The organism is Rhodococcus sp. NS-SX18, from assembly GCF_057367935.1.
In genome coordinates this window covers 4201696-4215385 of record NZ_CM170633.1, presented here as the reverse complement: position 1 = coordinate 4215385, position 13690 = coordinate 4201696, and the positions used below count along the sequence as shown (strand labels likewise).

14 protein-coding genes and 1 riboswitch are annotated in these 13690 nt (G+C 72.7%); of the genes, 8 read left to right on the top strand and 6 right to left on the bottom strand.

Translation table 11 applies throughout. The features are described 5' to 3' along the window. Positions 1 to 2: 2 nt before the first annotated feature. Positions 3 to 797 (bottom strand): DedA family protein, encoded by a 795-nt coding sequence (locus tag AC2IPW_RS19345; protein WP_289381546.1) that lies wholly within the window; start codon positions 795 to 797, stop codon positions 3 to 5. 151 nt (positions 798 to 948) lie between these two features. Between AC2IPW_RS19345 and fbaA the strand changes: the two genes are divergently transcribed. Continuing rightward, positions 949 to 1986: a class II fructose-bisphosphate aldolase gene (gene fbaA, locus AC2IPW_RS19340; RefSeq protein ID WP_003938365.1), complete on the top strand. Its 1038-nt coding sequence runs from the start codon at positions 949 to 951 to the stop codon at positions 1984 to 1986. 111 nt (positions 1987 to 2097) lie between these two features. On the opposite strand, the gene AC2IPW_RS19335 is transcribed toward fbaA, so the two are convergent. Beyond that, the gene (locus AC2IPW_RS19335) at positions 2098 to 3090 is read right to left on the bottom strand and encodes an Rv0361 family membrane protein (RefSeq protein WP_486375408.1); all 993 of its coding nucleotides are present in this window, start codon (positions 3088 to 3090) and stop codon (positions 2098 to 2100) included. A gap of 80 nt (positions 3091 to 3170) precedes the next feature. On the opposite strand from AC2IPW_RS19335, the gene AC2IPW_RS19330 reads away from it, so the two are divergent. The 3 genes from AC2IPW_RS19330 (at position 3171) to AC2IPW_RS19320 (ending at position 5719) form a co-directional block, all read left to right on the top strand. After that, positions 3171 to 3587 carry a DUF3151 domain-containing protein gene (locus tag AC2IPW_RS19330; RefSeq protein WP_003938363.1) on the top strand — a complete coding sequence of 139 codons (417 nt, stop codon included), beginning with the start codon at positions 3171 to 3173 and terminating at the stop codon, positions 3585 to 3587. Then, complete coding sequence (locus AC2IPW_RS19325; protein ID WP_003938362.1) at positions 3574 to 4719, top strand: FUSC family protein; 1146 nt, start codon at positions 3574 to 3576, stop codon at positions 4717 to 4719. The genes AC2IPW_RS19330 and AC2IPW_RS19325 overlap by 14 nt, the downstream gene beginning before the upstream one ends. 67 nt (positions 4720 to 4786) lie before the next feature. Beyond that, positions 4787 to 5719, top strand: a complete 933-nt coding sequence (locus AC2IPW_RS19320) for a cation diffusion facilitator family transporter (RefSeq protein ID WP_003938361.1) — start codon at positions 4787 to 4789, stop codon at positions 5717 to 5719. Between the two features lie 6 nt (positions 5720 to 5725). Here the strand turns inward: AC2IPW_RS19320 and AC2IPW_RS19315 are convergent, their stop codons facing one another. Further along, complete coding sequence (locus tag AC2IPW_RS19315; protein WP_235157533.1) at positions 5726 to 6256, bottom strand: histidine phosphatase family protein; 531 nt, start codon at positions 6254 to 6256, stop codon at positions 5726 to 5728. A 63-nt stretch (positions 6257 to 6319) separates the two neighbouring features. After that, a riboswitch (cobalamin riboswitch) is annotated at positions 6320 to 6433 on the top strand. Between the two features lie 29 nt (positions 6434 to 6462). Between AC2IPW_RS19315 and AC2IPW_RS19310 the strand changes: the two genes are divergently transcribed. From AC2IPW_RS19310 to AC2IPW_RS19295, 4 genes are read left to right on the top strand one after another with little or no spacing between them, the layout of a single operon-like run. After that, positions 6463 to 6657, top strand: coding sequence for a CbtB domain-containing protein (locus AC2IPW_RS19310; protein WP_040783644.1), 195 nt, complete (start codon positions 6463 to 6465; stop codon positions 6655 to 6657). 53 nt (positions 6658 to 6710) lie between these two features. Next, positions 6711 to 7484, top strand: coding sequence for a CbtA family protein (locus AC2IPW_RS19305; RefSeq protein ID WP_486377034.1), 774 nt, complete (start codon positions 6711 to 6713; stop codon positions 7482 to 7484). A gap of 5 nt (positions 7485 to 7489) precedes the next feature. After that, positions 7490 to 8983 (top strand): cobyric acid synthase, encoded by a 1494-nt coding sequence (locus AC2IPW_RS19300; RefSeq protein ID WP_486375407.1) that lies wholly within the window; start codon positions 7490 to 7492, stop codon positions 8981 to 8983. Continuing rightward, positions 8980 to 9714 (top strand): cobalt-precorrin-6A reductase, encoded by a 735-nt coding sequence (locus tag AC2IPW_RS19295; protein ID WP_416061646.1) that lies wholly within the window; start codon positions 8980 to 8982, stop codon positions 9712 to 9714. The genes AC2IPW_RS19300 and AC2IPW_RS19295 overlap by 4 nt, the downstream gene beginning before the upstream one ends. Positions 9715 to 9762: 48 nt before the next feature. Here the strand turns inward: AC2IPW_RS19295 and AC2IPW_RS19290 are convergent, their stop codons facing one another. From AC2IPW_RS19290 to cobBC, 3 genes are read right to left on the bottom strand one after another with little or no spacing between them, the layout of a single operon-like run. After that, positions 9763 to 10320 carry a hypothetical protein gene (locus tag AC2IPW_RS19290; RefSeq protein WP_054372691.1) on the bottom strand — a complete coding sequence of 186 codons (558 nt, stop codon included), beginning with the start codon at positions 10318 to 10320 and terminating at the stop codon, positions 9763 to 9765. A 51-nt stretch (positions 10321 to 10371) separates the two neighbouring features. Then, positions 10372 to 11316, bottom strand: a complete 945-nt coding sequence (locus AC2IPW_RS19285; protein ID WP_416061645.1) for a cobalamin biosynthesis protein — start codon at positions 11314 to 11316, stop codon at positions 10372 to 10374. Beyond that, positions 11304 to 13667: a bifunctional hydrogenobyrinic acid a,c-diamide synthase/histidinol phosphate aminotransferase CobBC gene (cobBC, locus tag AC2IPW_RS19280; protein WP_486375406.1), complete on the bottom strand. Its 2364-nt coding sequence runs from the start codon at positions 13665 to 13667 to the stop codon at positions 11304 to 11306. Before cobBC ends, AC2IPW_RS19285 begins: the two co-directional genes overlap by 13 nt. Positions 13668 to 13690: the final 23 nt, after the last annotated feature.

The window sequence follows — 13690 nt, the reverse complement described above, 5'->3', positions numbered from 1 at the left end:
GCTCAGGGCGTGGTGTCGCGACGCGTCGTCGGCACCGGCACCGTGTCCGCAGTGGCTTCGGCCTCGACGGCGGTGGCCTCGGCCTCGACGACGGCGGCGGCCCTGCGCTTGGCGATCAGGTGCTTGCCGACCTCGAGGATGATCGGGACGACGGAGACGAACACGATGAGCAGGAAGATGATGTCGATGTTGTCGCGGATGAAGGCGATCTGACCGAGCAGATAGCCCAGCAGCGTCACGCCGGCACCCCACACGATGCCGCCCACGATGTTGTAGGTGAGGAACACCGGGTACTTCATGCGGGACGCGCCGGCGACGACCGGCGCGAAGGTGCGCACGATGGGCACGAACCGGGCGAGGACGATCGTGATCGGACCGTGCCGCTGGAAGAAGTCCTCGGACTGGTCGATGTAGCCCTTGTTGAAGATCTTCGAGTCGTAGCCCTTGAACAGGCGCGTACCGCCCTTGGCGCCGATCCAGTAGCCCACCTGGTCGCCCAGGATCGCCGCGATCGGGATCGTCACCATCAGCACCCACAGCGGCGCGAACGGCGGGATCTCCTCGGATTTCGAGGCGGCGATCAGACCCGCGGTGAAGAGCAGCGAGTCGCCCGGCAGCAACGGGAACAGCAGACCCGACTCGATGAACACCACGAGCAGCAGGCCGATGAGCACCCAGGTGCCGAAGGAGTTGAGCAGATTCACCGGGTCCAGGAATCCCGGCAGTAACGCCAGATTCGTCACGGTCTCCGGGACGACGGTCACGGACTCCAGGCCTCCGAGCACACTCACGGCCACCAGAGTACCGGTGGGAGGCCGGTGACCCGAATCATGGCGGGCACCCGACTGTGTCCGCGCGCCGACAGTTGACATACTGCAGGGACAACCCTGGAGCCCTCCCGCACCCCCGGGAAGGCACCCATCGACTCTCATCTGGAGGACAGCCGCCGTGCCAATCGCGACTCCCGAGGTCTACGCCGAGATGATCGCCCGCGCCAAGGATCACTCCTTCGCGTTCCCGGCCATCAACTGCACCTCGTCCGAAACCATCAACGCCGCGATCAAGGGCTTCGCGGACGCCGGCAGCGACGGCATCATCCAGTTCTCGACGGGTGGCGCCGAGTTCGGCTCCGGCCTCGGTGTCAAGGACATGGTGACCGGCGCCGTCGCGCTCGCCGAATTCGCGCACGTCATCGCCGCGAAGTACGACGTCACCATCGCACTGCACACCGACCACTGCCCGAAGGACAAGCTGGACGGGTTCGTGCGCCCGCTGCTCGCCATCTCGCAGGAGCGGGTGAAGAACGGCGAGAACCCGCTGTTCCAGTCGCACATGTGGGACGGATCGGCCATCCCGATCGACGAGAACCTGCAGATCGCCCAGGAGCTGCTCGCCCTGTCCAAGGACGCGAACATCATCCTCGAGGTCGAGATCGGCGTCGTCGGCGGTGAAGAGGACGGCGTGGAGAACGCCATCAACGAGAAGCTGTACACCTCGATCGAGGACTTCGAGAAGACGGTCGACGCGCTCGGCGCCGGCGAGAAGGGCAAGTACCTGCTCGCCGCGACGTTCGGCAACGTCCACGGCGTCTACAAGCCGGGCAACGTCAAGCTCAAGCCGTCCGTGCTGGCCGACGGCCAGGCCGCCGCGTCGAAGAAGCTGGGCCTGGCGGCCGGCTCGAAGCCGTTCGACCTGGTCTTCCACGGCGGCTCCGGCTCGCTGAAGTCCGAGATCGACGAGGCGCTGAGCTACGGCGTGGTGAAGATGAACGTCGACACCGACACCCAGTACGCGTTCACCCGTCCGATCGCCGGCCACATGTTCGCCAATTACGACGGCGTGCTGAAGATCGACGGCGAGGTCGGCAACAAGAAGACCTACGACCCGCGCAGCTACCTGAAGAAGGCCGAGGCGTCGATGACCGCTCGGGTCGTCGAGGCCTGCAACGACCTCAAGTCCGCGGGCCGCTCGGTGTCCGCCGGCTGATCCAGCCCGCGCAGTAGTCCGACGCGAGCGGTGACACGGGCCCCGGCCCGCGTCACCGCTCGCGTCGTTTCGTTCCGCCTCTACCGTTCGCCCTCTACCGTTCGTCACGGATCATTCGCCGCAGACCTTCCAGTCCTCACCTTCGCGGGCCAGGTCGAAGGTGCGCTGGGTGACGTCGGTCGGGGTCCCGGCGGGGTGCGCCGTGACCTGTGCGATGGCCTGGCCGTCGGTGATCTGCACCTTGTCGACGCCGGTGACGACGGGCACGGTGCCCTGGTCGACGGCGGTGCGGTGGATGTCGGCGAACTGCTCGGGCGGTACCGAGGCGTAGAACTCCTGCAGTCCGCCGCACGTCGTGGTGCGCAGCGTCGTCAGGTCGCCGGTGGCGAGCGCACCGACGAAGGTCTCGACGGTGGCGCGGATCCGGGCCTCCGGGGAATTCGCCGCCCGGTCGTCCAGGTAGACCTTCACGGCCGCGGCCGCCACTGCGGCGCCGACGAGCAGACCCGCGACGAGCGCGGCGATCACCCAGCCTCGCCGGCCCCGCCGGGCGGGTGCGACGGGGTCGATGCGCTGCGGCCCCGGGACCGGCTGGACACGCTGGGGTTCGACACGCTGGGGTTCGACACGCTGGGGTTCGACACGCCGGGGTTCGATGCGCTGGGGCTCCACCCGCCGGGCCTCGGGTCGGTGCGGCTCCGGCTCCGCCGGCGGGACCCGCTGCGGTTCGGCGCGCTGGGGCACGATCCGCTGCGGCGCCTGCTTGGGGGTGTGCGTGGTGACGGCGATGCGGGCGGTGGGCGCGTCGGCGGGGGAGGACGCCGGTTCGGCGCGACGCGCGGCCGGTATGGCCACCGTCTCCGCCTCACTCGCCGAGGCCGCCTCGTCGGCGGGATCCGTGGCCGCAGCGCTGCCTTCCGAGGCTGCGCGCGGTGCCGGGTCCTCGCCGTCGTCGGGTGCCGCGGAGGTACGGGGTGTGCCCGTGGCCGGTGTGCCGTCTTGCGAGCCTGCGTGGCCCTCGGCGTCGGGCGCTGCGGAAGAACCGGGGGTGCCCGTCGCCGGCTCGGGGGACGTGGTGGTGTCTTCGTTCTTCGGATCCGGCACGCGATCCCCCTTGCTGAGCGGACGGCTGTTCTCCCGGGCAGCCTAACGACCGTCGTCCGGTGGTGGGCACAATGGTGGCCATGACGTCTTTCGGTGATCTTCTCGGACCCCAACCCACCCTGCTGCCCGGCGACGACGAAGCGGAATCGGCGCTGCTGAACCGCGAGGATCCGGCGAAGGTGGCAGCCGACCACCCGACCGCGTCGATCGCGTGGGCCTACCTGGCCGAAGCCGCCCTCGAGCGCGGCGAGACGATCGCGGCCTACGCCTACGCCCGCACCGGCTACCACCGCGGTCTCGACCAGCTGCGCCGCAACGGCTGGAAGGGCTTCGGTCCCGTGCCGTACGAGCACGAACCCAACCGCGGCTTCCTGCGGTGCGTCGCCACGCTGGCCCGCGCGGCGAAGGAGATCGGCGAGGCCGACGAGCACGCCCGCTGCCTCGACCTGCTCGAGGACTGCGATCCCCGCGCAGCCGAAGCGCTTGGCGTCGATTAGTCCCCGGCTGCCTACCAGGGACGGCATCCGCCGGCGGCTGCGCACGTCGGGGCGCCGGCTGCGGTCCTCGGCGCTGCCCATCCTGCAGTGCGCGCTAGCGGCGGGCATCGCCTGGTGGGTGGCCACGGGACCGGTCGGTCACGAGCAGCCGTTCTTCGCGCCCATCGCGGCGGTGGTGTCGCTGGGGCTGTCTCTGGGGGCGCGGCTGCGCCGGTCGGTCGAACTCGTCTGCGGGGTCACCGTGGGCATCGGTGTCGGCGACCTGATCATCTCGTTCATCGGCAGCGGTCCGTGGCAGATCGGACTCGTCGTCGCGATGGCGATGGGCACGGCGGTAGCCCTGAACAGCGGTCCGATCTTCTCCATGCAGGCCGGGAACTCCGCGGTGCTGGTGGCGACACTGATCCCGCCCGGCGGGTCCGGGGGTGTCGACCGGATGGTCGACGCCCTCGTCGGCGGACTGGTCGGCATCGCCGTCGTCGCCGTGATCCCCACGCATCCGGTCCGCCGGGCGCGCCGGGAGGCGGCGAACGTGCTGGCCACGGCGGCGGACGTGCTGCGCAAGGTCGAGACCGGCCTGGTCGAGAACAATCCGAAGCCGATCGAGGCGGCCCTGCGCGAGGCCCGGGCCACGCAGTCGGCGATCGACGCGATGCGCACCAACATCTCCGGCGGCAAGGAGATCAGTCGCATCTCGCCGCTGTACTGGAACAGCCGGCCGCGGCTCGAACGACTCACGGCCGCGGCGGACCCGATCGACAACGCCATGCGCAACACGCGCGTGCTGGCGCGCCGGTCGCTCTCGCTCGTGCGCGACGACGAGATCCTCGATCCGCGGCTGGTGCGGCGCATCGACGAACTGGCCGACGCGGTGGACGTGCTGAGGGCGATGGTCCTCGCCGAGCCGGGGGAGAAGCCGGACCAGGCGGAGGCGGCCCGGGTGCTGCGGAGTGTCGCCCGGGAGATGAAGCCGGACCAGGTACAGGGTGCGGGTCTGTCGGCCACGGTGGTGTTCGCGCAGATCCGCTCGCTGATCGTCGACCTGCTCCAGGTGGCGGGGCTGAAACGGATCTCGGCCATCGCGACCCTGCCGCCGACGGTGGAGCATCCGGCGTACCCGCCCGAGTCCTGACGCGCACCCCTCCGTTGAACATATGCGTATGTCTGCATATGATGTCCGAAACTTCGGAGGGAGGATCATGGGGGTCGGACACGGTCATTCGCACGGTCACGCCGGAGCCGGGGTGCCCGGTGAGGCGGGACCGTCGCGGGGGCGGCTGCGGCGGATGGCGATCGCCCTCGCGATCCTGGTGGCGTTCCTGCTCCTCGAAGCCGGCGTCGCGCTGTGGATCGACTCGCTCGCCCTGCTCGCCGACGCCGGACACATGCTCACCGACGTGGTGGGCATGTCCATGGGGATGGCCGCCCTGATCCTCGCGCGACGCGGCAGCACCGCCGCCGCCCGCACGTTCGGCTGGCACCGCGCCGAGGTGCTCGCCGCCATGGCGAACGCCGCACTCCTGTTCGCCGTGGCGGTCTGGGTGTTCTACGAGGCGGTCCACCGCATCGGCGACGCTCCCGACATCCCCGGAACGGCCCTCGTGCTCACCGCGACGGCCGGTCTGGCCGCCAACCTCGTCGTGATGCTGCTCCTGCGCGCCGACGCGAAGGACAGTCTCGCGGTCCGCGGTGCGTACCTCGAGGTCCTCGCCGACGCGGTCGGAAGCGTCGGGGTCCTCGTCGCCGGCGCGCTGGTCCTGCTGTTCGACTGGACCCTGGCCGACGTCGTCGTCGGCGTCCTCATCTCGCTGTGGGTGGTGCCGCGGGCGGTGCGGCTGGCCGCGGCGTCGCTGCGCATCCTCACCCAGGCGTCGCCCGCCCATCTCGACGTCGACGGGGTCCGCGCCGACCTGTCCGCCCTGCCCGGCGTCACCGGTGTCCACGACCTGCACGTGTGGACCCTGACGACCGGCATGGACGTCGCCACCGTGCACCTGATCAGCGACCACGACTCGCAGTGGGTGCTCGAATCGGCCCGCGCCGTCCTCACCTCGCACGGCCTCGAACACGCCACCGTGCAGGTCGAGACGACGGTCAACGGACGGCGCTGCGAGGAGAACGTCACCTGGTAGCGCGGCTCAGTCCAGCCGCAGCGACCACCGGCCCGCGCGTCCGTGCAGCCGGACCCGGGCGAGCGGGCGCACATCGATCCGCCAGAACGCCCTCGGTTCCGCGCCCAGTGCGTACCCGGTCGCGGCGCGGATCACCGCCGGGTGGGTCACCGCGACGACCCGTCCCGGCGCCAGGCCGTCGAGCCATCCGGCCACCCGGTCGCCCAGCGCCGCGACGGACTCACCGCCGTGCGGTGCCGCATGCGGATCGGTCAGCCACTCGTGCAGTCCCGCGGCCGGCACCTCGTCCATGGCCAGCCCCGCCCAGTCGCCGTAGTCCAGGTCCCGCAGCGCGGGATCGACGGCGGCCGTCGCACCCAGCGCGGCCGCGGTCTCGGTGGTGCGGCGCTCCGGTGCCACGACGACGCGGTCGGCCACCGGCGCCACCGCGCGCCCGAGTTCGCGTCTGCCGCGCTGCGACAGCGGCTCGTCGGCAGGGAACCGGACGGCGCGCTGCGCCTCCGTCGAGGCGTGGGCCAGCAGGGTGAGGCGAACCACGGCGACATCGAACCACACCCCGCGCGTTCGTCTTGACAGGGGACGGTGGGGGTGCGAATGTTCCTTCGTTACCCGTGCCGAGGTGCAGGCAATCCGGTGCAAGTCCGGAGCGGTCGCGCCACTGTGACCGGATGTGAAGTCCGGGAGTCAGAAAACTCCCTCGGTGCAAGGATTTTCGACGGGACGCGTTATCCCAGGAGGATGCTTTGGCTACTGTTCACGCCCCCGAGTCCACGATGGGCTCGGCAGCTCTGGCTGCCGCGATCACCGCCGTCGTGCTGCTCGCCTTCGTCACCCTCTACCTGGTCGGGTTCGACCAGGGTGCCGTGTCGCGCACCGGCATGTTCATGCACGAACTGATGCACGACGGCCGGCACCTGCTCGGCCTGCCGTGTCACTGAGCGCGGGGGCCGTCTCGTCGCACCCGGCCGCTGCCGCCTCGGACAGCAGCCCGTTGACCGGCCCCTACACCCGGATCCTGCTGCGCGGCCTGCTCGCCGGACTCCTCGCCGGCCTGCTCGCCGGCGCCGTCGCGTTCGTGATCGGCGAGCCGCACATCGAGGCCGCGATCGCGCTCGAGGAGTCCGCCGCCGAGCACGCCGCCACCGGCGCGCACACCCACACGCACGAGGCCGGATCCGCCGGCCACAGCCACGGCGAGGACGCTCTCGTCGGCCGCACCGGGCAGAAGGGGGGCCTGATCCTCGCCACCACCCTCGGCGGGCTGGCGCTCGGTGCGCTGTACGCCTCGGTGCTGCACTTCGCGCGGCGCCACACCACGCTGCCGGGCCCGGTGCTCGGCCTGCTCGGCGCCGGGGCGGGCTGGCTCGCCGTCGCCGCGGTGCCGTTCCTGAAGTACCCGGCCAATCCGCCCGCGGTGGGGGACCCGGACACCATCGACCAGCGCACGCTCCTGTGGGTCGCGACGGTCGTGCTCGGCCTCGCCGCGCTCGCGGTGGCGGTCGTCGTCTCGAAGGCCCTCGCGCGCCAGGAGATGCGTACCGTCCGGCTCGCCGGACCGGTCCTGGCCTTCCTCGTCGTGGTGGGCCTCGGATACGCCGTGCTGCCGACGATCGACGAGGTCGGGGCGGACTTCCCGGCGACGCTGCTGTGGGACTTCCGCATTGCCTCCGTGGTGATCCAGACCACGCTGTGGTTCGCCCTGGGGGTGGCGTTCGCGTTCCTCACCGAACGCGCCGATCGACGCGCATTCGCCCGCGTGGCGTAGCCGGCGTGGGACAGGGCCTGCTCGTCGCCGGAACCACCTCCGACGCCGGAAAAACCGTGGTGACCACCGGGATCTGCCGGGCCCTTGCCCGACGCGGCTTGTCGGTCGCGCCGTTCAAGGCGCAGAACATGTCCAACAACTCGATGGTGGCTCTCGACCCGGACACCGGTGCGGGCGTGGAAATCGGACGCGCGCAGTGGATCCAGGCGGTGGCGGCACGGGCGGTGCCCGAGGCTGCGATGAATCCGGTGCTGCTCAAACCGGGCAGTGATCGTCGCAGCCACGTCGTCGTGCTCGGCCGCCCCGCGGGGCACCTCGAGGCCGGCGAGTTCGCGGGCGGGCGACGGCATCTCGCCGACGCCGCGTTCGCCGCGTTCGACGATCTGCGCGACCGCTTCGACGTCGTGGTCTGCGAGGGCGCCGGCAGCGCCGCCGAGATCAACCTGCGGGCCCACGACTACGTCAACATGGGTCTGGCCCGGCACGGCGACCTGCCGACGGTGCTCGTCGGCGACATCGACCGCGGCGGGGTGTTCGCCGCCATGTACGGCACCCTCGCCCTGCTCGACGCGCCCGACCAGGCCCTCGTCCGCGGCTTCGTGATCAACAAGTTCCGCGGCGACGTGGGGTTGTTGCGGCCGGGCCTCGACTCGCTCGAAAAGCTCACCGGCAGGCCGGTTCTCGGTGTCCTGCCGTGGCAGCGCGACCTGTGGCTGGACTCGGAGGACTCGCTGGCCCTGTCGTCGCGGCCCGCCCACGACGGCGCCGGCGCACTCACCGTCGCGGTGGTGATGCTGCCCCGGATCAGCAACTTCACCGACGTCGACGCCCTGTGTCTCGAGCCGGACGTGCGGGTGCGGTTCGTCGACGACCCCCGCGCCCTCGCCGGCGCCGACGTGGTGATCCTGCCCGGTACCCGCGCCACCCTCGCCGACCTCGCGTGGCTGCGCGGCCGCGGCCTCGACACCGCCGTCGCCGACCACGCCCGACGTGGGGGCGTGGTGCTCGGCATCTGCGGCGGATTCCAGATGCTCGGCCGGCGGATCTCCGATCCGCACGGTGTCGAAGGCGCACCCGGTGCGTGCGTGGACGGTCTCGGATTACTGGACGTGCACACCGATTTCGAACTGGAGAAGGTGCTGCGCCTGCCGACCGGGACGGCACTCGGCGTCCCCGCCTCGGGATACGAGATCCACCACGGCCGCATCTCCCGCGGCGGCGGTGACGAGTTCCTCGGCGGCGCCCGCGCGGGGACGGTGTTCGGCACCATGTGGCACGGCAGCCTCGAGGGCGACGCCCTGCGCGCCGCCTGGCTCCGCGAGGTCGCCGACCTCACCGGCCGCGACGTCGCCACCGGCACCGTCGGCTTCCACGCCGCGCGCGACGCCCGCCTCGAGGTGCTCGCCGACATGATCGAGGAGCACCTCGACGTCGACACCCTGCTCGGGATGCTGGGGGACCGGCCCGCGCTGCCCACGCTGACCGGCGGCCTGGCATGACGGTGCTCGTTCTCGGCGGCACCGGCGAGGCCCGGGCGCTCGCCGCTCGTCTGGAGACCGCGGGGGTGGCCTACCTGTCGTCGCTCGCGGGACGGGTACGCAACCCGCGGCTGCCGGTCGGCGAGGTGCGGATCGGCGGTTTCGGTGGCGCCGAGGGGCTGCAACAGTACCTGCGCGGCAACGGAATCGACCGGGTCGTCGATGCGACGCACCCGTTCGCCGCGCGGATCAGCGGCAACGCCGCGACCGCGTGCGCGGCGGCCGGGGTGCCGCTGCTGCGCCTGGCGCGGCCGGGCTGGACCGGCGCCGCCGACTGGACGTGGGTCGACGACCACGACGCCGCCGCCGTGGCAGCGGCCGCGGGCACGAGCGTGTTCCTGAGCACGGGACGCCAGACCCTCGACTGCTTCGTCGGCCCTCTGGCGCGGCACCGTGTCCTCGTGCGGGTCGTCGAGCCGTTGGACCTCGACGTGCCGGCCTCGTGGACGGTGCTGCTCGCCCGGGGCCCCTACACCGTCGACGGCGAGCGGGCGCTGCTCGCCGGCCACGACGTCGACGTGCTCGTCACGAAGGACTCCGGCGGGGACCTGACCCGCGCCAAGCTCGACGCCGCGGCCGAACTCGGCGTGCGGGTCGTCGTCGTGCGCCGACCGCCGTCGCCGCCGGGGGTGCCGACGGTGCCGACGGTCGCCGAGGCCGTCGCCTGGGCCTCCGAGCCGATGACGAAATAGACACCGGCGCGCCGGATTTCGCGCGCGCGGCCACGGGGATCTGCGGCGTCAGACCTGCGGGCCCTCGGCGCGCAGGTCGTCGACCTTGCGCATCGCCTCCCGGAGTTCGGCGAGCCACTGCTCGCTGTGCGTGCCGACGAGCTTGATGCACCAGGCGAGCGCGTCGGAGCGCGACCGGGCGACGCCGGCGTCGACGAGGGTGTCGAGGACCTTGCGCTCGGGCTGGCGCAGCCGGGTCATCACCGGAACGGCCAAGTGGGTGAACAACACCCGGCGATCGCCGAGGGTGACTCCCCAGGCGACCTTCCGGCCGTAGCGGGCCTCGGCCTCGTCGGCGATCCGCATCCGGTCCGGACGGGTGCTCTCCCGGAAGCGGGCGATGCGCCCGTCGACGGCCGCGGCGCCGGTGTCCTCGGGCGGGGGCAGCTCCCCGACGACGACGATCTCCTCGCGGTCGACCTCGATGGTGGCGGGACCGGTGAACCAGTCGTCGGGCAGCCGTCCGGAGAACCACTCGGCGGCGTCGCTCGCGTCGGGGATGTCGGCCTGCTGCCAGCCGCCGGGGCGACCGAAGCGGGGTCCGTGCATGTGTGGGGTGTGTCGCATGTCGTCCTCCTCGGGACGAGGGGTGTTTCACTGATTACAGTGTTACACCCCTTACGTGATGCGCGCCACATTTCTGATCGCGAACGTGAGGGCAGTGCACACCGTCAGTGCGCCCACGCCGACCCGCGCGGCGAGCTGCACCGCACGCCGCAGGTCCGCCGGCTGGGGCGGGGGACCGTCACCGAGGGTGCCGCGGTCCTCCACCACCCCGTGGTAGACGTTCACCCCGCCCAGCGTGACCCCCAGCGCCCCGGCGAACGCCGCCTCCACCGGGCCCGCATTCGGGCTCGGATGCCGGTGGGCGTCCCGGCGCCAGGCCCGCAGAGCCGCACCCGGCCGGTCGCCCAGACCCGCCGCGAGCAGCGCCGACAGCCGCGCCGGAGCCAGATTGAGCACGTCGTCGAACCGGGCCGACGCCCAGCCGAACCGCTCGTGTCGGGGCGTGCGGTGGCCCACGCGGGCGTCGAGGGTGTTCGCGGCCCGGTAGCCGAGCAGGCCCGCCGGCCCGGCCACCGCACCCCAGAGCAGCGGCGCGACCACCGCATCGGATGTGTTCTCCGCGAGCGACTCGAGCGTGGCGCGGGCGACGCCGGCGGCGTCGAGCTGCGACGGGTCGCGGCCGACGAGGTGGGTGACCTGCCGTCGCGCGGCGGGCAGATCCCCACGGCGCAGCTGGCCGTCGATGGTCGTGGCCTCCCGCGCCAGGGAGCGGCCGCCGAGCACGGTCCACGTCGCGGCCGCGGTCACCGCCGTCCGCAGCAGCGGGCGCCGCCGGGTGAGTCGGTCCGCGCCGTAGCCGAGCCCGGTGGCGCCGCCGACCAGCACCACGGTGAACAGCGTCCCGGCCGCTCGGTGGTCCGCGTACAGCGCCCGCTCGGTCGCGCGCGCGATCCGGCCGAAACCGCTCACCGGATGGAACCGGCGGGGGTCGCCGAACGCGCGGTCGGCGGCATAGCCCAGGACGAGGCCGGCGGCGTGGGGATTCACGTCGGCCACGCCGCGAGCAGCGCCGCGGTGGTCTGCGGGTCGCGCACCGCGATGCGCACCCAGTCGGTGCCGAGGCCGGGGAACGTGTCGCCGCGGCGTACCGCGAACCCCTGGCCCCGCAGGCGTTCCCGCGTGCCGACCGGGACGTGCGCCAGCACGAACGGCGCCGCGGACGGTCCGGCCATCTCGACGCCGAGGGCGGTCAGGCCGTCCACGAGGACGGCGCGGTCGGCCGCGATCTGCACGGCGGCGCGCTCGGCTTCGACCGTGGCCGCCGCCGACGCGCACGCGATCATCGCTGCCGCCGCCGGGGTGGACACCGACCACGGTGGCTGGTGCGCCGCCAGATCGGCGACGATCGACTCGTCGCCGAGCACGTATCCCGCGCGGATCCCGGGAATCGCCCACGTCTTGGTGAGCGAGCGGATCACCACGACTCCAGGAATCGACTCCCCGGCAAGCGACTCGGTCTCTCCCGGTACCGCATCCATGAATGCCTCGTCCACCACGAGCACCCGCCCGGGTCGCGCCAGGGCCCGCAGCGCGGCAGCCGGGTGCAGCACCCCGGTCGGGTTCGTCGGGTTGCCGACGACGACGAGGTCGGCGTCGTCGGGCACCCGCGCCGCGTCGAGGACGAACCCGTCCTCGGCCCGCAACAGCACCCGCGTCACCTCGTGCCCGGCGACACGCAGCGCCGCCTCCGGCTCGGTGAACTGCGGATGGATCACCGCCGGTCGCGCCCAGCGGCGGGCGCGGGCGACGAGGGTGAACGCCTCCGCGCCGCCGGCGGTGGGGAGCACCTCGAGCGGATCGCGGCCGTGCCGCGCGGCCAGGGCCGCGCGCGCCGCCCGCGGATCGGGATACCGGTCCAGTTCGGCCAGCGAGCCCGTCAGTGCCGCGTCGAGCCAGTCCGGGCGTGGCCGGCGCGCGACGTTGACGGCCAGGTCCACCAGACCCGGGGTCGCCTCCCGGTCACCGTGGTGCTGCAGGTCCGGCGCGGTGGCCGGGGGCGTGCGCGGCGGCGGGGGGACCGGCCTCGCGGCCCGCACCGCGTCGGCGAACCGCTGGGCGAGGACCGGATGCCCGGCCCAGTGGGTGTGCAGATAGGAGGCGTGCACGGTGGCGGAGGCGAACCCGTCGGGCCGGCCGGCCAGCAGCCACGCAGGCTCACCGGTGGAATCGACGGTGGTGCGGTGGAATTCGTGCCCGGTCACCCGAGCGCCCGCCGGGGTGAGCAGGGTGTCGCGGGGCGCGACGGCGGTGCGGTAGCCGAGGGTGAGCCGCGGGGTCATCCGCGCGGACGCGTCGACCGCGCCGACCATCGGAGCGCCGTCCACGTCGCGGCACAGGTACAGCAGGCCCGCGCACTCGGCGACGGTGGGCGTGCCGGCCGCGATCGCGGCCCGCAGATGCTCGCGCAGCGGCGTGTTCGCAGCCAGGTCGGCGGCGTGTACCTCCGGGAACCCGCCGCCGAGGTAGATTCCGGCGGTGCCGTCCGGCAGGCGTTCGTCGCGCAGCGGGTCGAAGACGACGGTGCGGCACCCGGCGGCGCGCAGCATCTCCTCGGTCTCGGCGTAGCGGAACGTGAAGGCGCGACCCCCGGCGATCGCGACGACCGGTCCGTCCTCGGCCGACTCGCCCGGCTCCCACGGTTCGGTGACGAGAGCCGGTGCGCTGCGGGCGATCCGCATCACCTCGGCAAGATCGACGCGCGCGGCGATCTGCGCGGCCAGCCGGTCGAGCTGGGCGGCCGCCCCGGCCCGCTCCTGCGCCGGCACCAGCCCCAGATGCCGCGACGGCGCCGAGATCCCGTCGTCGCGCTGCAGCACCCCGAGCACCGGAACGCCCGTCGCGGCCAGGGCCTCGACCACCTCGTCGGAATGCCGCACCGAGCCGGCCTTGTTCAGGATCACCCCGGCGATGCGGACACCGCGGTCGAAGGTGGCCATGCCGTGCACCACCGCCGCGATCGAACGGGAGGCGTGCGAGACGTCGACGACGAGGATCACCGGGGCGCCGAGCACCGTCGCGGTGTGGGCGGTGGACGCGAAACCGTCGGTGCCGAGCATCCCGTCGTACAGGCCCATCACGCCCTCGACGATCGCGACGTCCGCGCCGCGGGCACCGTGCGCGAGCAGCGGTGCGAGCAGGTCGGTGCCGACGAGGTGCGCGTCGAGGTTGCGTCCCGGCCGGCCCGTCGCGAGGGCGTGGTAGCCGGGGTCGATGTAGTCCGGGCCGACCTTGTGCCCCGACACCGTGTGCCCGGCCGACCGCAGGGCGGCCATGAGACCCGTTGCGACCGTGGTCTTCCCGTGTCCGGACGCCGGCGCGGCGATCACCAGCCGCGGCAGCGTCAGCACGCTGCCACCCCGAGTGTCACCAC

Excerpts from the sequence above, each read along its gene's own strand:
- AC2IPW_RS19330 (WP_003938363.1), top strand. The coding sequence starts at position 3,171 with ATGACGTCTTTCGGTGATCTTCTCGGACCCCAACCCACCCTGCTGCCC.
- AC2IPW_RS19295 (WP_416061646.1), top strand. The coding sequence starts at position 8,980 with ATGACGGTGCTCGTTCTCGGCGGCACCGGCGAGGCCCGGGCGCTCGCC.
- AC2IPW_RS19320 (WP_003938361.1), top strand. The coding sequence starts at position 4,787 with ATGGGGGTCGGACACGGTCATTCGCACGGTCACGCCGGAGCCGGGGTG.
- AC2IPW_RS19290 (WP_054372691.1), bottom strand. The coding sequence starts at position 10,320 with ATGCGACACACCCCACACATGCACGGACCCCGCTTCGGTCGCCCCGGC.